Consider the following 18,390-nt stretch of genomic DNA (forward strand, 5'->3'; position numbering starts at 1 on the left):
TCGGTTAGTTTACGTAAACTATATAATCGAGCATTTCCACCTCATCGATATATATCTTCTTTCTTAATTATGGAATCAGCTATTTCTTCTTCTGTTAGTACTACTGACGAATTACCCCGCGAGGTGAGAGTTGCTCAACTCCGTAATCTGGTAGAAACTCTACACATCGCGGATGAAATTGCCAGCCAAGGCTACCTGATTAGTAGTTCTGAACTGGCGGATTTAATGGATGTCAACGCCAGCGCTGTCACCAGTCGGGGCAACCACTGGTCTTGGCGCAACTGGGTTGTGTCAAGGGTCAGGCGTGAAGGGAATCAAATTCTGTGGCAGTTAGAACGGGTAGACAAAGGGAATATAATGGATGAAGACTAAGCCCTACAAGACTAAGCTAGATAGGGGCGTGCCTATATTACGTTGAGACTATGTTGGTAAGCATTCAGCATTCAGCAGTCAGCGGTCAGCGGTCAGGTTATTTGATTCAAAAGCTGTTCGCACCTCAATTATCGTGGCCACAGGCTGATGGCTGATAGCACCTCAAGTAGCATCTCAAGTAGCGCATAGGCATAGGCTGATAGCTGATACGCGACACGCTGATACGCGACACGCTGAATGCTTACCTATGTTGAGACTATGTTGAGTGTTGACCCTTGACCGAACGTTAAGGATTAACACTCAACACTCAACAGTCCCACTGGTGGATTAAACCCCATTAACACAACTTGATATTACTCATATGTCTTTTCAAAACTGGGATCATGGGAAAACAGCTAATATATTGGCAGTAACCCTAGTCTTGCAAATGTAGGTTACAGCGCAAGAACATGGGTCAAACAGAGCGAGCAGCTTCATGGCATCCGTACCCAAAATGACTTCACCTGTCTCGGAAAACCCGAAGAACTTGATCCGCCCATTTCAATACCATCATTTGGCAGCAATTGAGAAGCTACTGCAACAGGCAACTGATGGGCAGAGTAAGATCTGCCCATCAGTTGACCAACAGCCACTTAAGCAAGTTAGACGCTGGTACTGGTTGCTGAAGTTTTTAAGTTGGTTTCCCAACCCCTATCAGTACAGCTTTTGTATCTATGTGGCTGAGGAACTCCAAAAGCTGCGCGGACTGATCAAAATTTCCCCATTTAATCACACCCGTAGTACTTGGCGGGTGGAGCAGGTGTTAGTTGATGCCAACACTCCTCTAGTAAGTAACACCCTGGCAACTCGAGACATTGGCTCGGCTCTGTTGCGCTATTGCTTTGAAAAAATTTGGCAAGCGCGAACTTGGTTATTGGAAGTCAATATCAATCATAAAAGTTCACTGGCTCTTTATCGGCAAAACGGATTCCAGCCCCTAGCTCAGATGACCTATTGGGCGATTGAGCCAAAACTGCTGGAAAAATTGGCGGTTCGTGAACCAGATTTGCCGAACCTGTTGCCTGTCAGTAACGCAGATGCTCAGTTGCTCTATCAGCTGGATACGGCATCAATGCCACCAATAGTGCGTAAGGTTTTTGACCGCCATATTCAGGATTTTCAAACCAGTATGTCACGGAAAATCATTGATTCACTGTGGCAGTGGCTAAATCATACTGAAGTAATCAGTGCCTATGTATTTGAACCACAGCGTAAAGTCGCCGTTGGCTATTTTCGGCTGCGACTGTGCCGTGATGGTAACCGAACCAACTCAGCTGAGTTAACAGTTCATCCAGCCTACAATCACCTATATCCAGAGTTACTGTCTCAAATAGCACGGATTGCCCAAAAACTGCCTTCCCAATCCCTAAATCTGGCAACGGCTGACTATCAAGCCGAGCAGGAAGAGTATCTAGCTCAGCTGGGAGCAGAACGGATTGAGCATACTCTGCTGATGTCCCGTTCCGTCTGGCATAAGTTGCGCGAAACCAAGTCTGTTACTTTTGAGTTATCGGATGTGCTTCAGGGGCTACAGCCAGCCCGAACCCCAATCCCCAGCCGCATATCCTGGTCACAATCCCCATCGAAGAAACACCGTGCTAAGGTTAAAAAGATCTCCATTGGGGTTTCCCAGTCCTCCAGTGTAGTCTCTCAAGAGGAGAGGGTGTCAGTTAAATCTTCACCGCAGAAGTAGTTAGGGATCCCAAGTTGGGTTCTAACAGCTAATTTGCAGATGCCCCATACCTGATGTGCCATTTCCAAAATTAGCTCTTTGACTGTAACTTTATAGGATAGGAGCTTAAACTATGGAAAGAATTTCAGCACTGGGATTGGATTTGGGAAGCAAACGTATTGGTGTGGCCGGTTGTGATGGGACAGGTTTGATTGCTACTGGTTTAACTACCATTGAGCGTACCTCCTTTCAACGGGATGTTGACCAACTGCGAGAGTTGGTTGAAACCAGAGAAGTGCAGCTACTGGTGGTAGGTTTGCCTTATTCGATGGATGGGACCCTGGGTTTCCAGGCACGAAAGGTGCAAAAATTGGCGACGCGATTAGGAGCAGCACTCCAGCTGCCGGTAGAGTATATGGATGAACGGCTTACCTCTTGGGAGGCTGAATCCAGACTCAAGGCGAGTAAGCGATCGCTTACCCAAAATAAAGGACTCATTGACCGTCACGCTGCTGCTATTATCCTACAACAGTGGTTAGATAGGCGGCGTTCAGCTAACCATCACAATCCCCCACCGTCGGGGAATTGATTACCCTAACCCTCGATCTTTTCAACCTACCCTACGGCAACGCCAAGGGCGAACAACCTACCAACCTTCAACCTACCAACCTTCAACCTACCAACCTTCAACCTACCAACCTTCAACCTACCAACCTTCAACCTACCAACCTTCAACCTACCAACCTTCAACCTACCAACCTTCAACCTACCAACCTTCAACCTACCAACCTTCAACCTACCAACCTTCAACCTACCAACCTTCAACCTACCAACCTTCAACCTACCAACCTTCAACCTACCAACCTACCCTACGGGAACGCCAAAGGCGAACAACCTACCAACCTGCCCAAACAATTCTTGATGGTGATAGAATAGGAGACTGTTAAGTTATAGTAATTAAACTTTATCGATGAGTCTAACTCAAGAACGTAAAACTGAAATTATTAATGGCTACCAGGTTCATGAAACTGACACTGGTTCGGCAGAGGTGCAAGTGGCTATCCTCACTGAGCGTATCAATACATTGAGTCTCCATCTACAAAGCCACAAAAAAGATTACTCCTCTAGACGGGGATTATTGAAGATGATCGGTCGCCGCAAGCGCTTACTTAGCTATATTCGTCAAGACGATCAACAACGGTATCAAAAATTGATTGAACGCTTAGGTATTCGGGGATAGACCCTAGTTGAACAGACCCTAGTGGAAAAGAGTGTATGTCTACTGAACCGTCACGGGAGCGATTGCCTTTTGAACCACGCCAAAAGCGCAAAAAGAACCCTAAAGCCCAAAATTCATCTACAAATCCCCAAACTACTCCTAAGGAAAAACCCAGTCAAACTACTCTCAAGCCAGATAAGAAGCCAGAGAAGAAACAAGATAAGAAGCAAAATAAGCCTTCGGCTGCCTCAAATGACTCAATGGCAATCCCCGATGTGGTCAGTAAACGGATGGTGCGTCGGATGGCTCTAATGTGTGGTATTCCCAGTTTCTTAGGGATAGCTACATTTGTGGTTAGCTATTTATTGATCACACAGGTTGGGGTAGAGTTACCCCATGTGGCAGTCATTCTGGTGAGTATGGGATGCTTTGGTCTAGGTGTGTTGGGGTTGAGCTATGGTCTTCTATCTGCTTCTTGGGAGGAAGATACACCAGGAACCTTTTTTGGTTGGCAAGAGTTCACCACTAACCTAGGCAGATTGACATCAGCATGGCGTGCTGCTAAGACAAAGAGTTAACCCTTTGGGGATCCTATGCTCTAAGTTTTGGGATAAGGTTAGCAGTTAGGAAGCACTGTGACCCTTCCTAACTAAGCTGGCCAAGGATTGTGTTATGGTAATTATAATATTCTTATATTTTTAATTAGTTATATTTTGTGGGTTACTCCCCTTAAATCAAAGATTGTAGAGGGTAAATTCGCTCAAAATTTTGCTAAAAGCAGATATCTTGACTAGTGAAATATTAATATAAGTCAAAAAGGCATATCTAGAGCCAGAAAGTGTTCTATAGAATAATAAAAAAGCACTCTGTCAACAGCAAAGGGTAGGAACTTGACCATTTCCTACCCACATCCCCTAAGTGGGACTAAAGTCCCTAAGCTGTGAATAAGAATCTACTTGTATGAGACATTCTCAGGGAAATCTTGGGTTTCAGTCTGAGAATTATCTTTGTTGAGATTCCCAACAAATTAGTCCGCTCGTTTTTCCTCCCCGGTCATGAGACGCGGGGTTTCTAAACTCACGAGGATTTTTTTATGATAGTAGTAATGAAGGTAGGCTCTCCAGAAGTCGAGGTGACTCGCCTTAGCCAGGAACTGAGCCAATGGGGGCTGACTCCAGAAAAAATTGTTGGTAAGCATAAAGTAGTCTTGGGTCTAGTCGGTGACACGGCTGCTTTAGACCCCCTACAAATTCAGGAAATTAGTCCATGGATAGAACAGGTACTGCGGGTAGAGCAACCGTTTAAACGGGCTAGCCGTGAGTATCGTCACGGGGAAGCCAGTGAGGTACTAGTGCCAACGCCGAATGGGCCTGTTGTCTTCGGTGAACACCATCCCTTGGTGATTGTTGCGGGTCCGTGCTCCGTGGAAAACGAGGATATGATCGTGGAAACAGCACGGCGGGTTAAGGCATCAGGAGCCAAGTTCCTGCGGGGAGGTGCCTACAAACCCCGGACATCCCCCTATTCTTTCCAGGGTCATGGGGAAAGTGCCTTGGATTTGCTAGCCAAGGCACGGGAAGAAAGTGGCTTGGGCATCATTACCGAAGTGATGGACACTGCTGATGTGGATAAAATTGGTAGGGTAGCGGATGTTCTGCAAGTGGGTGCCCGTAATATGCAGAATTTCGCCCTACTCAAAAAAGTGGGAGCTCAAGATAAGCCAGTACTCCTGAAGCGGGGCATGTCAGCAACTATCGATGAGTGGTTGATGGCTGCTGAATATATCCTAGCAGCGGGTAATTCTAATGTGATTCTTTGTGAACGGGGAATTCGGACATTTGATCGTAAATACAGCCGGAATACCCTAGATCTTTCAATAGTGCCAGTCTTGCGCACCCTAACTCACTTGCCGATTATGATTGACCCCAGTCACGGCACAGGGAAGTCTGATTATGTTCCAGCTATGGCAAAAGCTGCGATCGCAGCTGGAACTGACTCGTTAATGATAGAAGTTCACCCCAACCCCGCTAAAGCCCTGTCTGATGGACCACAATCCTTGACACCGAATCGGTTTGATGAGTTGGTGAAAGAAATGGCGGTAATCGGTCAAGCCGTAGGGCGTTGGCCTGAATCTGCTGTGGCTGTTGCTAGTCATTAGTGGTTAGTTCTTAGTGATGACCTGAGTTCGACATAACCAACTTTATCGAGAACTCAGGTTAAGAAACACTGATAACTAATAAAATAACTAAGAACTAATCAAACAAAGACTCTGTGTTCTAGACAAGGCATCTGTTGGCGGACTTGTTGGAGGCGGTTTGGGTCAATTTCTGCGATCGCAACTCCTGGTGTGTCTCCAGCATCTGCCAAGATTACCCCCCAAGGGTCCACTATCATAGCATGACCATGGGTGTAGCGCATGGCATAGTGACGACCAGTTTGGGCTGGGGCAATCACATAGCAGGTGTTTTCTATGGCTCTAGCTTGGAGCAGAACTTGCCAATGGTCTTTGCCAGTGTAGGCGGTGAAGGCAGCAGGCACAAACAATACATCCGCTCCATTCTGGGATAAGTGTCGGTAGAGTTCCGAAAATCGGACATCATAACACACAGACAGTCCCAAATTGCCGAATTTTGGGGACGAGTAGACCGTCGGTAGCTCAGTTCCAGCCTTAACTGTCTCTGATTCTCGATAGGTATTCCCATCAGGAAGGTTCACATCAAATAGATGAGCTTTATGGTAGCGAGCTAGTTCATTGCCACTCGAACCGATGAGTAGGGCAGTATTGTAGACTTTACTAGTACCCACTGGTACCGGAAAGCCACCACCAAGGATGGTGACCTGGAACCGTTGCGCCATAGTTTTGAGGAATTGTTCACTTCGCTCTGCGATCGCATCAGCGTGGGTAATTTTGTCTTCCTCTGTACCTAGAAAGGAAAAGTTTTCCGGTAAACTGATCAGTTCAGCACCACGACGCACGGCTAGGTCGATCAGTTCTTCTGCCTGGACTAGGTTTTGTTCTAGGTCAGGGGAGCTAGTCATTTGAATGGCAGCAGCAAGATAGCACTTCATTATGATTCAAAGGTAGATTTGTCAAGATAGAAACATATTAAGACAGATATTATACCGAGTTGCATTCAAAGATAGTAGATTGGTTGGATAGGGAGATAGGGAGATAGGGAGATAGGGAGATTGGCAGATTGGGAGATTGGGGCTAACAACTGTTAAATAAAATCTTAAAGAATCTAGCACTATTTACAAAAATGTGTTAGATTATAACCATGGCACTAGTTCCTCTACGTAAGGCGGTCGAACTTACGGGATTGTCGGGGAACACTCTACGGAAGTATGCGGATAATGGAACCATCAAATGCGAAAAAACCCCTGGCGGAACACGACTCTTTGACTCTAGAGATCTTCTCCGTTTTGGAAAAGCTCCAAAGTCTGACAGATTGCGTTGTTACACCATCTGTTACTGTCGAGTCAGTAGTAACAAACAACGAGACGATCTTGCCCGCCAAGTCCCTTACCTCCACTCCCTCTTCCCGGAAGCGGAAATCATCAAAGACATCGGGTCAGGACTCAACTACAAAAGGAAAGGTCTTAAAACCATATTGGAACGAATTGTGTGCGGAGATAAACTCACGCTTGTTGTTGCCTGTAGAGACCGACTCAGCCGATTTGGGTTTGAACTCATTGAGTACTTGGTCAGTCTCAACGGTGGAAAAATCTTGGTTCTCGACCAGTCTGAAAGTTGTCCCGAATCCGAGCTTACCGCAGATATTCTCTCAATCATTCACGTCTTTTCGCGGCATATCCACGGACTCAGAAAGTACGGGAAGAAAATCAAAGAAGATACGAGTGTTCCTAAACTCTGAACAACGATATACTGTTCGTAAATGGTTTGGAGTGTCCCGTTATGTTTTCAATAAAACAGTCAAGCTTCTCCAGAGCGGTGAAGTAAAAGCTAACTGGAAAGCTATTAAGACTGACATCTTAAATGATCTACCGGAATGGTGCAAGTCAGTACCTTATCAAATTAAGTCTATAGCGATTAAGGACGCTTGCACCGCCGTCCGGGAGGCAAAGAAAAAATACAAGAAAACTTTTCAAATAAATCGGGTTAAATTTAGATCTCGTAAAAACCCGAAGCAGTCTTGTTATATCCCAAAGTCGGCAGTATCAGAGAAAGGCGTCTATCACACTAAGCTAGGGGAGATATCCTATACAGAGTCTCTTCCCAGCAACATTGGAGATTGTAGGCTAACTAGTCATAATGGGGATTACTATTTAGTAGTCCCTTACGAAGCAACGAAAGAGAAAACCGAAAACCAAGGGCGAGTAGTTGCTTTAGACCCTGGAGTTAGAACCTTTTTAACTTTCTTCAGTGAGACTTCCGTTGGAAAAATTGGGAATGGAGACTTTTCCCAAATCCAAAGGCTGTGTCAGCATCTAGATACTCTACTGTCTAAAATCAGCAAAGCTAAACGCGGACAAAAACGCCGAATGATAAAAGCTGCTCGAAGGATGATAATTAGGATTCAAAACCTGATAAATGAACTTCATTACAAAGCAGCTAGGTTCCTTGTTGACAATTTTGATGTAATACTGCTTCCTACTTTTGAAACAGCTCAAATGTCTAAGAAGGGAAGTAGAAAAATTAGATCTAAAACTGTCCGCAATATGCTTAATTTTGCTCATTATCGGTTTAAAGAGTTTTTACAACATAAAGCTAGTGAGACCGGAAAGATAGTAGTGGATGTCTGTGAAGCCTACACCAGCAAGACAGTTAGCTGGACTGGTGAAATGGTTAATATTGGTGGAAGTAAGACAATTAAATCTAAAGTTGATGGGCAGGTAATGGACCGAGACATCAACGGCGCTCGTGGCATCTTTCTGCGTTCGCGCAGCGTGGCCTACGGCCATGCCTTGGGAGATACCCCCTGGCTGAGAAATCAGCTTGCATTAGTGAGCTAAAATCTATTTTTGTAGATTTTGGTAGCTAAAAAGTATCGGGAACAGAAAGTTTTAGGTTGGACCGCAACTTGGTATTAAATCTATTGTCTATATTTTCCCGATAATGCCCCAAACCAAATCAAAAAAATTTAACCACTGTCAGACTTACCGTCGCAGGACAAGTACGGGACAGTGGGCAAATCGAACGACTCGCTCAGCTACTGACCCCAAGACAAATCGTTTCAGACCAGTGTAGCCATGAGATGGGATCACAATCAGATCAATGGCTTGTTCCCTGGCGTAGTCGATGATGTTTGAGGCAGGATTTCCGATGGTGATGTGGACATGGATTCCTTCGTATTGAGGTTCCTTGAATCTGTCAGAAAGTACCTTTTCCACATGGGATTTACGAGTCTGGCTATCTACTGTACGCCACATCACTCCCGGTTCACCAGGGTTGAGAGGGGGTAGGACATGGATAACGTATAGATGAGATGCATCCTTGACAAATTCTATTGTTTTTGCTAAAGCCTCAAAGGAGATTTCAGAAAAATCAATGGGTACAAGTACACGGTCCGTGGAAAATAAGCTCATAGATTATTGACTCCTATGGCTTGTTTAAAAATATTATAAATACTAATCTTCTAGGAAGATTGAGTTACGGTAAGTATTTTTCCAGAATTCAAGCGGTCCATATAGTCTTTAAGTTCAGTGGCTACTTTGCCACACAGGAAATAGGCACCGAAAAGATTAGGTAAACCCATAGCAAAAAGCATACTATCACTGAAATTAATGACTGGTTCTGGGTTAGCCACAGCTCCAATAAAGATGGTGATCAAAAATACTATTTTGTATACAATTAACGTTCTCGAACCAAACAAATAATCCCAACAGATTTCACCGTAGTAACTCCATGAAATCATGGTAGAGAAAGCAAAGAAGAACACAGAGATGGCTAGGAGGATGGGAAACCAACTAATGACACTACCAAAAGCAGCGGCGGTCATTTCGGCACCACCGAAGTTAGCAAACTCAGGATTTTTGTATACTCCAGTGATGACTAATACTAAGGAAGTCATATTGCAGATGACCACAGTAACAATAAAGGGTTCGAGTAGGGCTACAATCCCTTCCCGCACTGGTTCCTGAGTCCTGGCAGCGGCGTGGGCAATGGCAGATGAACCAATACCTGCCTCATTAGTAAAGGTTGAACGCCTTAATCCCTGTACTAACGCCCCAATCAAACCTCCCTCAACGGCTTGGGGAGAAAAGGCTTCTGTCACAATAGTTTCGATGGCAGATGGGATGGTGGAGAAATTGAGCATCAGAATCCAGAGGGATGCCAAAATGTAGATCCCACACATGACGGGTACGATGGTACCAGCCACTAAGCCAATACGTTGAATGCCACCAATAATCACCAATGTCACTAGACCAACCAGAATTAACCCATAAAGCCAGCCTCGATTGATCAGCCAGGGGACTACGCTGGCCATTACTTCAAAGGATTGGTTAGCTTGAAACATGCTCGAACCACCAAATGACCCAGCAATGGCAAAGATGCAAAATAGGAGGCTCACAATTTTGCCCAGTTTTTGATATCCCATTTCGGCTAAACCAGCCGAGAGGTAATACATTGGACCACCAGCTATAGTTCCGTCTGGTCTGACCACTCGATATTTTTGAGCCAGGGTACATTCTACAAATTTACTACTCATCGCCAATAACCCAGAAAGGGTCATCCAGAACGCAGCTCCTGGTCCTCCGATACTGATGGCAAAGGCAACACCGCCAATGCTACCGAGTCCAACACCAGCGGATAGGGCAGTTGATAGAGCTTGAAAGGAAGAGATTTCACCGTTTTGGTTGGGTTGATCGTATTTGCCTAAGGCAATGTCAATGGCGTGTCGAAATCCCCAGATGTTGATCAAGTTCATCCGGAAGGTGAAGAATACAGTACCACAGACTAGCCACAAGACAATCAGTGGCATACCACCGATGCTGAAGAAGAGTACATGGGATATGCCATTTAAGATTTGGTTAACAATAGCGATCAGGTTAGTTAGAACCGAGTTTTTTGCTGCTAGAGCTAGAGTGGGGAAATTCAAAAAAATAGGATTTAGTGTCAACGTCTTTTAGCAATACTTCTTTACAAATTTACCAGGACTTACCAAAAACTGGACACCAAATCTGATCAGTAGTAAGGTCACCCTAGTGGTAGATTCGCTGTCAGGATTCACGGTTATGGTATTGACAAAGACTAACTAATCAAAGAGAATGGTAGATTAAGTGTCCATTCCTGCTCGGATCAGGTGAAGGCATACCAAAAGCTGGCACACGCAAGAAATCCTATCCATCGGAACAAACACTAACCAGCTACCTGTACGGCAACTCTAGAAAAACAAATCCATGACCTACGCAATTATCGAAACTGGTGGAAAGCAACTGCGAGTAGAACCCGGTCGCTTTTACGACATCGAACTACTGCACGTTGAACCAGAGCAAAATGTCACCATCGACAAAGTCCTGTTCGTTAATCATGATGGTGAAATCAGCATCGGTCAGCCCTTAGTTGAAGGAGCAACCGTACAAGGAACGGTGATGCGACACTTTCGCGATCGCAAAATCATCGTCTATAAAATGCAGCCCAAGAAGAAAACCCGTAAGAAGCGGGGACACCGACAGGAAAAAACCCGTCTGATGATTGATGCTATTAGTATGAATGGTTCTGTCCTCGCATCGGTTTCCAAAGCAGAGGAAGCACCAGCAACTCAGGAAACGGAGGAAGCACCAGTCTTAGAACAAACTACTGCTGAAACACCAGCAACTGAAGCACCAGCAACTCAGGAAACAGCTGAAACTGCTCCGGAATAGTTTATCCGAAATAGTTTAATGATGGTAGAGATGCTTGGATCAGCTCCCCAGTGGAAACCCCCTATGCAATAGCGGCAGGGATGGAAACTACTTAGGAGTGTGATTCCCCTCGTCTACAGTTTGATAGGTATGTTATTTTTATCCCTCAGATTTGTAGATAGTTCACAATTACCTCAAAATTCCCGTACAAACACTGAAATATAAAGGAACATTATGGCTCATAAGAAAGGAACAGGTAGTACTCGTAACGGTCGTGACTCTAATTCCAAACGCCTAGGAGTCAAGCGCTACGGTGGTCAGTTTGTCAAGGCTGGCAACATTTTGGTACGTCAGCGAGGTACTAAGTTTCATCCTGGTACCAATGTTGGTCGCGGCGGTGATGACACCCTGTTTGCAAGGGCTGATGGCATAGTCACCTTTGAAAGAAGGGGTAAAAGCCAAAAAAAAGTCAGCGTTTACCCGGTTGAAACCGAAGCATCAGCTTAGATACAACGGTTTATAGTTGAGACTGAAATCCCTCCATCAGCAGTTGGCTGCTGTTGATGGTAACTGATGAGGCACCCCCTCGGGGGTGCTTTTCTGTCTGGCAAAGACAAAAGCTAATGGGTAATGGGTAATTGTTAACTACCAATTACCCATTACCCGATAAGGGATATGATGACTAGTCAAGTATGCCCCAACTTCTTTAGTACAGGTGCGGTCGAAACCACGTGCCGTTCTAAACCCAGTTGCTTTGGACTAACCCCTAGCGCTAGGGCAACTAACTGGGGTAAATGCAATACTGGTAACCTTAACTGACGCCCAATCACCTTTTCTACCTCCGGTTGACGGGAGTCCAGATTAAGATGACACAACGGACAAGGGGTCACCATGCAGTCGGCACCAGCATCCAAGGCTTCTTGAATATGCATCCCTGCCATCTTGAAGGATTGTTCTGTGGCATAACTAGAAATTGGCCAACCACAACATTTAGTACGACCTCGGTAATATACAGGTGTTGCTCCTACGGTGCGAAATACAGTTTCCATGGATTCTGGATGCACTGGGTCATCGTAGGGGATGGATGTCTGAGCTCGCAGCAAATAACAACCATAGAATGCAGCACACTTGAGTCCAGTTAGCTTACGACTCACCTGTGCTGCTAGGGCTTCCATGCCGTAATCTGCCACCAATGCCCACAGTAAATGCTTGACTTCCGTAGTGCCTTTGTAAGGAGAACAGCCTTCTTTTTTCAGCAAGCCATTCACTTTTTCCAAATAAGCTGTGTCGGTCTCTTGGAATTCCTTTAAACGCTCATCTACATGACCAATTACTCCCTGACAGGTGCTGCAATGGGTTAACAGGGGTAGATTCAGCTCCTCAGCTAGGGCGATGTTGCGAGCGTTAACAGTGTCTTCTAGGAGTTGGGAATCTTCTTTGAAGGTTCCAGAACCACAGCAAGCAGCTTTTTTCAACTCAATCAGTTCAATCCCTAGCGCTTGGGTTAAAGCTGACGTAGATTGGTATAGTTCTCCACAGGCTCCTTGAGCAACACAGCCGGGAAAATAGGCATATTTGAGCGTAGCAGATGGCATAGTAATTTATACTTAATCGCCTCAAAGCGGTTAGAGATCAGCTCAAGGGTAACAGCTCATGCCCTAACCGCTACTAACTTGTTCAAAATTCGTAACCGTAGCGCTTTATTTCTTCGTTAAAAACGTACTGGACAATTTTTTGCGATCGCTCATTATAGTAATCCCGGTAGTCTGTCTTTCTTTCTTCGGTTTTGTTGATCACTGGTATTTGGACTTTGAAGGGCACTCCAGCTTTATCCAGGACTCTGTCAAAATCATCCTGAAGGGTTTCAAAACGCATCACACTATCCATACCTTTGGTATAGCTTCCGTAGAGTGTGTAAGGTTCAGCTGGAAGACCTACAAACTGTTTAAGTCGGTTTCGATTAGTATTCCGAACCAGGGATTGAAGGGTTCGTTTCAGTCCATTGCCGTAAATAGAGCCATAGTGTTTCTCAATCCAATCATTAAATGAATGGGTTTTGCAAAATTCCATGTCTTCTATATAACCCGGTAGACGGTGAACCCATGACGTGGAGTCAGGGATAAAGTGTTGGTATTTTGAGGCTCTTTTTACATAGTCGGAAGCTAGACTGTCAAAAGGGTTGCGAATACAACTAAATTTTAGATAAGATGCTGCTTCTTCCTCTGTCAAAAGATTCCGTCTGAACATCTCTCGTAGAGAATGATGTCTTCTGTGCATCAAAAATTTTCCGTTGGCGTCTAGGATGTCTTGGGGGGGGACTAGTTCGCCTTCTAGCTTTTTTTCCAGGACATCTTCTACTGCTGTGCAACCAGTTCGCGGTGCCATCAGGTAGAGTAAGCCGTATTTACGGCAAATCATTGCCATGAGCAAGCTCCTGTTATTCTAGGGATTATTATAAACAAGCCGTCAGCTATCAGCTATCAGCTATCAGCTATCAGCTATCAGCTATCAGCTATCAGTTATTAGCTATCAGTTATCAGTTATCAGTTATTAGCTATTAGCTACCAGCTATCAGCTATCAGCTATCAGCTATCAGCTATCAGCTATCAGCTATCAGCTTTGGGCCTGTGGCCAGGCTACTGTTCGCGCAGCGTGCGCGTAGCGCAATCGGTGCTTTTAGGTGCGACCCGTGGCGAATTTAATAATTAGATGCGGAAAGCGCACCTTTTAATAAAATAAGCTGAAAGCTGACGGCTGACGGCTGACGGCTGATAGCTAAATGCTGCTTAGGTTTATTCTTTTACTAGTTTCCACAGAAAAGCTTTAATTTCGTAGGTTGGTTCAAGTTGATGGTTCCATTTGCCAATAAGTTCTGATTTATAGTTGTGTTCTTTTTCGATTTTTTCTCGCAATTCCTTAGATGGATTATATAAAAATACATCACTGAATTCATCGGTATTTTCGGGGATGATTAACTGTTTGCTTTTTTCGCCATTAGGCATCTTTACGGATTTGTGGCTTAACCAGGAAAACTTTACTTTGGGGTCAAGAAGATAAGATAGCGATATCACTTCCAGACTTTTTGTCAGCAAGAGGGGTTGCTCAGCCTGGTTAATAATTGCTGCTACCTGGGTATGGTTAGCACTAGTATACTTGTTCCACCAAAATTCCGCTTGAGAACTGATCACACAGGATAGAATTCCACCAGACAGTAGCAAAATCATTCCGAGTCGCCATAGCTTCTGTTGCCATACTCCCTGAAAAATTCTAGTTACTTTGTTAGTTATTTTGTTAGTAAATAGGTAAGCAACTGCTAGCTGAATACCAAGATAACAGGGAATTAGATAGCGAGTTACACTAGAACGCTTGCCTCCGGAAATTAGATCCGGTAGCACTAGGGCTAAGGCGGTAACTCCAATTAATGTCAAGATGAATAGACTAACTCGTTTGGGACTATGACGACAGAGAAAGTAAATGGCATAGCCGACTAGGATTAAGATTATTACAGAGACCAGTACGCTGGGTAAATTTAAGCCTTGGTTGATATCAAAGAAACTCCGATTAATATTAATCAGCCAGGTTTGGGCTAATGATGATAAAGGAACTTCTTTGAGTGCCCATTTGGTTTTGCTGGATACCTTAGAAAGGTTACTGTTAGAAACCAGTAACCAAGGTACAAATACCATCAAAGCCATTAACGATGATAGCCCATAGTAAACAAGACGTTTACTGAAGCGGAACCGTTCTGTTATCAGTACATAGATGCCATGGCTGATGGCTACTAATATAGAAAATAAAAACGTATAAAATCCTGTCACTAACGTCAGGGCGTAAATTCCCCAGGTAGAGAGAAAGTGTAGGATGTCTCTAATCTTACTAGTCGTGTTTCTTGGTTTAGTTAACCGTATTGCCCGTAACAGTGCTGCACTTGATAGCAAAATAGTTACGCTCCATAAGCCATACTGTCTTGCTGCTTGGGCATACAATACCTGAAAGGGAGAAACGGCAACTAAGGCCATAGCTACCCATCCCACCAAGGACGACTCGAATAATTCTTGACATAACCAATAGATAGCAGGAAACATCAGCAAGCTAATCAGAGCTGAAAAACTTCTCCTCACTGCTACTGAATTACCAAATAACTGCCCCCAAAATCTCGCCATTACGTAATATAATGGGGGATGTTGAGGTTCTTCAAACGCCAAACCCTTAATCGTACCAATCAGGTTTTTTTCCGGATTTGTCTGCTGATACTTATGTAACTCTTTAATAGCGATCGCATCCCCATTGGAAATTTCTGGGATCATCTCTGATAATCGATAACCAGAAATCCGTAGCGAGGTAAAGGTTTCATCAATCCAGTAGATTTTTTGGTCAAGATTCACGAATCTAAACACTATCCCTAGCATCAACAGGATAACAATTAAAACCCCTAACCAAGTTGATGTAAATCTACGACTTTTATGAAGTTTGTTTACCATATAGGTTTACCATAGATGATATTGATTGTTATGAAGTACATTCAATTTTATTACCCCTACTCCCTACTCCCTACTCCCTACTCCCTACTGCCTACTCCCTACTCCCTAAAACCCTTTGCTGTTGACGGTCAACCGTCAACAGTCAAGCGGTTATAGTTATTTTTGGGTCACTCGCCAGTTGAGTTTTAGATTAATCCAGAAATTCCAGAAAGTAACTGCTGCGATCGCAATAGCATTTGCAATCAGATAGTTAATTCCCAGGAGATTAAACAACAGATTCAACAACAGCACATTCAGGCACAAACCGATCAAACAGACAAGGTTGAACTTCAAAAACCGTTTCAAGCGCTTACCCCATCCCCACTGCTGACTGGCTATATCCCTAAACGTCCAGGCATCATTCCAAATAAAGTTATTCAGAATAGCCGCTTCAGCAGCAATAATTTTACTGCGGGTGAGTCCCCAACCCAAACTAGCAGGGTCATGGAGTAAGTAAAGCACAGTCATATCCACAAATACGCCACTGAATCCTACTAAGCCAAAACGAATAAACCGCTTTAAAGGGAAGGGAATGCGTTTTCTAAGTTTACCAATGGTTCCGAGAGAAAACCTTAACCTGAGTAAGTGTCTAATATAGTCTACATACTGTTTCCAGGTAACTTTGCTCTCTCCTGAGAGTCTCTCTTGAAATACATAGCCAACTTCTGCAATCCGGCCAATTTTTCCCCTAGCTAGCACTTCAATTAGAATCTTGTACCCTAGAGGATTGAGGTCTTTTTCCTGAATGGCACTACGGCGTACCATAAAATAACCGCTCATCGGGTCAGAGACACGACCGATAACCTCTGGTAAAATCGATAATCCTAAAAGTTGAGCACCTCTGGATAAGAAACGCCTCACTACACTCCAATCACTAACACCACCATCGTCTACATGACGACTGGCAATAGCGATATCGGCTCCATCCTCCATTGCTAGCAAAAGTTTTAATAATATCTCTGGTGGATGCTGTAAATCCCCATCAATTACCCCCAAAATTTTTCCAGTACCTACCTTCCAGCCGTGAATAACTGCTGTAGATAACCCCCTTTCATGCTGACGGCGAATTACCTGTAACTGTGGATAGTCCGACATCAGAGCCTGGGCGATTTCCCAGGTACGATCGGGACTATCGTCATCTACTACAATCAGTTCGTATTGGTTTGGTATTGCTTCATCGAGCAAATTGCTCAGGATTCTAATTAGCTCCCCGATGTTTCTACTCTCGTTATAGGTGGGAATCACCAAGGATAAGGAAGAATCACCAAGGTCAGATTCTTCTGGTGTTGTGTAGTCATTACTGGTATCCAAAGACATACTCTTTTGGTTGATGGGATTTTGTTTGGTTAATGGTGTTAGATGTTAGCTGTTAGGTTTTGGGTTAATGGTGTTAGTACTTAATGTCTAGCGCGCCTAATACCTAGTGCTATCAAGCCTATGGCATTAGTCATTAGTTTAGTGATTACTCATTAGTTATCAGTCATTAGTCAAAATACGTAAGCATTCAGCGTGTCGCGTATCAGCTATCAGCTATCAGACCAATTAAAGTAGGGTGGGCAAAGTAGTATAATCTAGAATACTCACGCATAAGCAAACTGTTTTTGCCCACCCTACAAGCTATCAGCCAAAGTATGACGGCTGACCGCTGACGGCTGACCGCTGACGGCTGAATGCTTACCAAAATACTAATGAGCAACGACTCCCCAATCAGGCTTGAGCGTAATGGTTTAGTAGTTGCTCTATTTAGTTGATATATTTATAATCCTACAGTAGAATTATACTAATTTATTCAGGGTGTCAAGTAGTCAAACTCAAACCTGTCTATCAATCCTGGTCATGCCCTGAATTTGAGGGATCAATCCCATCTAATCACGGGGAAACTTCCCATAACTTTATGTAACTGACGTTATGTAAAGATTTCGTAATGTGTTTAGTGCCTCAAACTCTCTAGTTAACCAAAGGCTAGGGTAATTATGCGGGCATTATGTAAAGATTATGTAAATTTTTAAGCTAATCGAATTATTTGCTTATTATTAAGGTTTAAGCTTATGAAGCTAAGTGTTGTAATACCCTGTTTTAACGAAGTCAACACAATTGCCAATGTTATTGAAGCTGTCAAAGCATCTGCGGTTAAAGAGTGCGAAATTATTGTTGTCGATGACTACTCAACCGATGGCACTAGAGAGATTTTAGAGTCATCACTAGAATCCCAGATTGACCATGTTGTCTATCATCACAAGAATCGGGGCAAAGGAGCTGCCTTACGAACTGGGTTTGGCTTGGCTACTGGAGATATCGTAATCGTTCAAGATGCTGATTTAGAGTACGATCCCCAGGAATATCCCTTGTTAATGCAGCCGATTATTGATGGCAAAGCGGATGTGGTTTATGGCTCCCGTTTCGCTGGCGGTGGTCCCCATCGGGTAGTGTACTACTGGCATATGGTGGGCAATAAATTTTTAACCATGCTCTCCAATATGTTTACCAATATTAACCTTACCGATATGGAAACCTGCTATAAGGCATTCCGGCGTGAAATTATCCAATCTATCAAAATCGAAGAATCTCGGTTTGGCTTTGAACCGGAAATTACTGCTAAGGTTGCCAGAAAGAAATGCCGCATCTATGAAGTAGGAATATCTTACTATGGTCGCACTTACGAAGAAGGGAAAAAAATTGGCTGGAGGGATGGGTTTCGGGCAATATTCTGTATCTTAAAATACAATCTTTTTCATTAGGGAGTGGTCAAACAATAACCTATC

General features: G+C 44.0%; 20 protein-coding genes. 13 read left to right on the plus strand and 7 right to left on the minus strand.

The genetic code is table 11. The features are described 5' to 3' along the window. Positions 1–69 precede the first annotated feature (69 nt). The 7 genes from F6J90_RS11565 (at position 70) to aroF (ending at position 5,460) form a co-directional block, all read left to right on the plus strand. Positions 70–372: a hypothetical protein gene (locus F6J90_RS11565; RefSeq protein WP_008188499.1), complete on the plus strand. Its 303-nt coding sequence runs from the start codon at positions 70–72 to the stop codon at positions 370–372. Positions 373–847: 475 nt separating this feature from the next. Next, positions 848–2,104: a GNAT family N-acetyltransferase gene (locus tag F6J90_RS11570; RefSeq protein ID WP_293093151.1), complete on the plus strand. Its 1,257-nt coding sequence runs from the start codon at positions 848–850 to the stop codon at positions 2,102–2,104. A gap of 112 nt (positions 2,105–2,216) precedes the next feature. Further along, positions 2,217–2,672, plus strand: coding sequence for a Holliday junction resolvase RuvX (gene ruvX, locus F6J90_RS11575; protein ID WP_293093154.1), 456 nt, complete (start codon positions 2,217–2,219; stop codon positions 2,670–2,672). Continuing rightward, a complete protein-coding gene (locus tag F6J90_RS11580; protein ID WP_293093157.1) occupies positions 2,669–3,019 on the plus strand; it encodes a hypothetical protein in 351 nt (116 codons plus the stop codon). The genes ruvX and F6J90_RS11580 overlap by 4 nt, the downstream gene beginning before the upstream one ends. A gap of 34 nt (positions 3,020–3,053) precedes the next feature. Further along, a complete protein-coding gene (gene rpsO, locus F6J90_RS11585; RefSeq protein ID WP_008188496.1) occupies positions 3,054–3,323 on the plus strand; it encodes a 30S ribosomal protein S15 in 270 nt (89 codons plus the stop codon). A 35-nt stretch (positions 3,324–3,358) separates the two neighbouring features. After that, positions 3,359–3,880: a PAM68 family protein gene (locus tag F6J90_RS11590; RefSeq protein ID WP_293093160.1), complete on the plus strand. Its 522-nt coding sequence runs from the start codon at positions 3,359–3,361 to the stop codon at positions 3,878–3,880. Between the two features lie 515 nt (positions 3,881–4,395). Next, on the plus strand, positions 4,396–5,460 hold the full coding sequence (gene aroF / locus F6J90_RS11595) for a 3-deoxy-7-phosphoheptulonate synthase (protein ID WP_293093162.1): 1,065 nt from the start codon (positions 4,396–4,398) through the stop codon (positions 5,458–5,460). 98 nt (positions 5,461–5,558) lie between these two features. Here the strand turns inward: aroF and F6J90_RS11600 are convergent, their stop codons facing one another. Further along, positions 5,559–6,371, minus strand: a complete 813-nt coding sequence (locus tag F6J90_RS11600) for a carbon-nitrogen hydrolase family protein (RefSeq protein WP_293093165.1) — start codon at positions 6,369–6,371, stop codon at positions 5,559–5,561. A 209-nt stretch (positions 6,372–6,580) separates the two neighbouring features. Here F6J90_RS11600 and F6J90_RS11605 point away from each other — a divergent pair, with 209 nt between their 5' ends. Both F6J90_RS11605 and F6J90_RS11610 read left to right on the plus strand, forming a co-directional pair. After that, the gene (locus F6J90_RS11605) at positions 6,581–7,177 is read left to right on the plus strand and encodes an IS607 family transposase (RefSeq protein WP_293092185.1); all 597 of its coding nucleotides are present in this window, start codon (positions 6,581–6,583) and stop codon (positions 7,175–7,177) included. Continuing rightward, a complete protein-coding gene (locus F6J90_RS11610) occupies positions 7,161–8,276 on the plus strand; it encodes a transposase (protein ID WP_293092183.1) in 1,116 nt (371 codons plus the stop codon). The genes F6J90_RS11605 and F6J90_RS11610 overlap by 17 nt, the downstream gene beginning before the upstream one ends. A 144-nt stretch (positions 8,277–8,420) precedes the next feature. Here the strand turns inward: F6J90_RS11610 and F6J90_RS11615 are convergent, their stop codons facing one another. Together F6J90_RS11615 and F6J90_RS11620 are read right to left on the minus strand one after the other, a co-directional pair. Further along, positions 8,421–8,849 carry a universal stress protein gene (locus F6J90_RS11615; RefSeq protein WP_293093168.1) on the minus strand — a complete coding sequence of 143 codons (429 nt, stop codon included), beginning with the start codon at positions 8,847–8,849 and terminating at the stop codon, positions 8,421–8,423. A gap of 50 nt (positions 8,850–8,899) precedes the next feature. Continuing rightward, the gene (locus F6J90_RS11620; protein ID WP_293094834.1) at positions 8,900–10,309 is read right to left on the minus strand and encodes an alanine/glycine:cation symporter family protein; all 1,410 of its coding nucleotides are present in this window, start codon (positions 10,307–10,309) and stop codon (positions 8,900–8,902) included. A 355-nt stretch (positions 10,310–10,664) separates the two neighbouring features. Between F6J90_RS11620 and rplU the strand changes: the two genes are divergently transcribed. Next, positions 10,665–11,129 (plus strand): 50S ribosomal protein L21, encoded by a 465-nt coding sequence (gene rplU, locus F6J90_RS11625; protein WP_293093171.1) that lies wholly within the window; start codon positions 10,665–10,667, stop codon positions 11,127–11,129. 213 nt (positions 11,130–11,342) lie between these two features. After that, positions 11,343–11,615: a 50S ribosomal protein L27 gene (gene rpmA, locus F6J90_RS11630; protein WP_293093174.1), complete on the plus strand. Its 273-nt coding sequence runs from the start codon at positions 11,343–11,345 to the stop codon at positions 11,613–11,615. 179 nt (positions 11,616–11,794) lie between these two features. Here the strand turns inward: rpmA and F6J90_RS11635 are convergent, their stop codons facing one another. The 3 genes from F6J90_RS11635 to F6J90_RS11645 all read right to left on the minus strand — a co-directional run bounded on the left by F6J90_RS11635 (position 11,795) and on the right by F6J90_RS11645 (position 15,589). Then, positions 11,795–12,703, minus strand: coding sequence for a CoB--CoM heterodisulfide reductase iron-sulfur subunit B family protein (locus F6J90_RS11635; RefSeq protein WP_293093177.1), 909 nt, complete (start codon positions 12,701–12,703; stop codon positions 11,795–11,797). A gap of 82 nt (positions 12,704–12,785) precedes the next feature. Next, positions 12,786–13,532, minus strand: a complete 747-nt coding sequence (locus tag F6J90_RS11640; protein ID WP_293093179.1) for a sulfotransferase family 2 domain-containing protein — start codon at positions 13,530–13,532, stop codon at positions 12,786–12,788. Between the two features lie 368 nt (positions 13,533–13,900). Continuing rightward, positions 13,901–15,589, minus strand: a complete 1,689-nt coding sequence (locus F6J90_RS11645; RefSeq protein ID WP_293093182.1) for a glycosyltransferase family 39 protein — start codon at positions 15,587–15,589, stop codon at positions 13,901–13,903. Between the two features lie 30 nt (positions 15,590–15,619). On the opposite strand from F6J90_RS11645, the gene F6J90_RS11650 reads away from it, so the two are divergent. Next, positions 15,620–15,745, plus strand: a complete 126-nt coding sequence (locus tag F6J90_RS11650; protein ID WP_293093185.1) for a hypothetical protein — start codon at positions 15,620–15,622, stop codon at positions 15,743–15,745. On the opposite strand, the gene F6J90_RS11655 is transcribed toward F6J90_RS11650, so the two are convergent. Beyond that, positions 15,746–16,945, minus strand: coding sequence for a glycosyltransferase (locus F6J90_RS11655; RefSeq protein WP_293093187.1), 1,200 nt, complete (start codon positions 16,943–16,945; stop codon positions 15,746–15,748). 731 nt (positions 16,946–17,676) lie between these two features. On the opposite strand from F6J90_RS11655, the gene F6J90_RS11660 reads away from it, so the two are divergent. Beyond that, a complete protein-coding gene (locus F6J90_RS11660) occupies positions 17,677–18,366 on the plus strand; it encodes a glycosyltransferase family 2 protein (protein ID WP_293093190.1) in 690 nt (229 codons plus the stop codon). Positions 18,367–18,390: the final 24 nt, after the last annotated feature.

The sequence above is a fragment of the Moorena sp. SIOASIH genome, from assembly GCF_010671925.1.
Classification (GTDB): Bacteria; Cyanobacteriota; Cyanobacteriia; order Cyanobacteriales; family Coleofasciculaceae; genus Moorena.

Bases quoted from the DNA above. Each gene is read 5' to 3' on its own strand.
- F6J90_RS11655 (WP_293093187.1), bottom strand. From the start codon at position 16,945: ATGTCTTTGGATACCAGTAATGACTACACAACACCAGAAGAATCTGAC.
- F6J90_RS11650 (WP_293093185.1), top strand. From the start codon at position 15,620: ATGAAGTACATTCAATTTTATTACCCCTACTCCCTACTCCCTACTCCC.
- rpsO (WP_008188496.1), top strand. From the start codon at position 3,054: ATGAGTCTAACTCAAGAACGTAAAACTGAAATTATTAATGGCTACCAG.
- F6J90_RS11590 (WP_293093160.1), top strand. From the start codon at position 3,359: ATGTCTACTGAACCGTCACGGGAGCGATTGCCTTTTGAACCACGCCAA.
- ruvX (WP_293093154.1), top strand. From the start codon at position 2,217: ATGGAAAGAATTTCAGCACTGGGATTGGATTTGGGAAGCAAACGTATT.
- F6J90_RS11605 (WP_293092185.1), top strand. From the start codon at position 6,581: ATGGCACTAGTTCCTCTACGTAAGGCGGTCGAACTTACGGGATTGTCG.
- F6J90_RS11640 (WP_293093179.1), bottom strand. From the start codon at position 13,532: ATGGCAATGATTTGCCGTAAATACGGCTTACTCTACCTGATGGCACCG.
- rplU (WP_293093171.1), top strand. From the start codon at position 10,665: ATGACCTACGCAATTATCGAAACTGGTGGAAAGCAACTGCGAGTAGAA.
- F6J90_RS11600 (WP_293093165.1), bottom strand. From the start codon at position 6,371: ATGAAGTGCTATCTTGCTGCTGCCATTCAAATGACTAGCTCCCCTGAC.
- aroF (WP_293093162.1), top strand. From the start codon at position 4,396: ATGATAGTAGTAATGAAGGTAGGCTCTCCAGAAGTCGAGGTGACTCGC.
- F6J90_RS11635 (WP_293093177.1), bottom strand. From the start codon at position 12,703: ATGCCATCTGCTACGCTCAAATATGCCTATTTTCCCGGCTGTGTTGCT.
- F6J90_RS11565 (WP_008188499.1), top strand. From the start codon at position 70: ATGGAATCAGCTATTTCTTCTTCTGTTAGTACTACTGACGAATTACCC.
- F6J90_RS11615 (WP_293093168.1), bottom strand. From the start codon at position 8,849: ATGAGCTTATTTTCCACGGACCGTGTACTTGTACCCATTGATTTTTCT.
- F6J90_RS11645 (WP_293093182.1), bottom strand. From the start codon at position 15,589: ATGGTAAACAAACTTCATAAAAGTCGTAGATTTACATCAACTTGGTTA.
- rpmA (WP_293093174.1), top strand. From the start codon at position 11,343: ATGGCTCATAAGAAAGGAACAGGTAGTACTCGTAACGGTCGTGACTCT.
- F6J90_RS11570 (WP_293093151.1), top strand. From the start codon at position 848: ATGGCATCCGTACCCAAAATGACTTCACCTGTCTCGGAAAACCCGAAG.
- F6J90_RS11660 (WP_293093190.1), top strand. From the start codon at position 17,677: ATGAAGCTAAGTGTTGTAATACCCTGTTTTAACGAAGTCAACACAATT.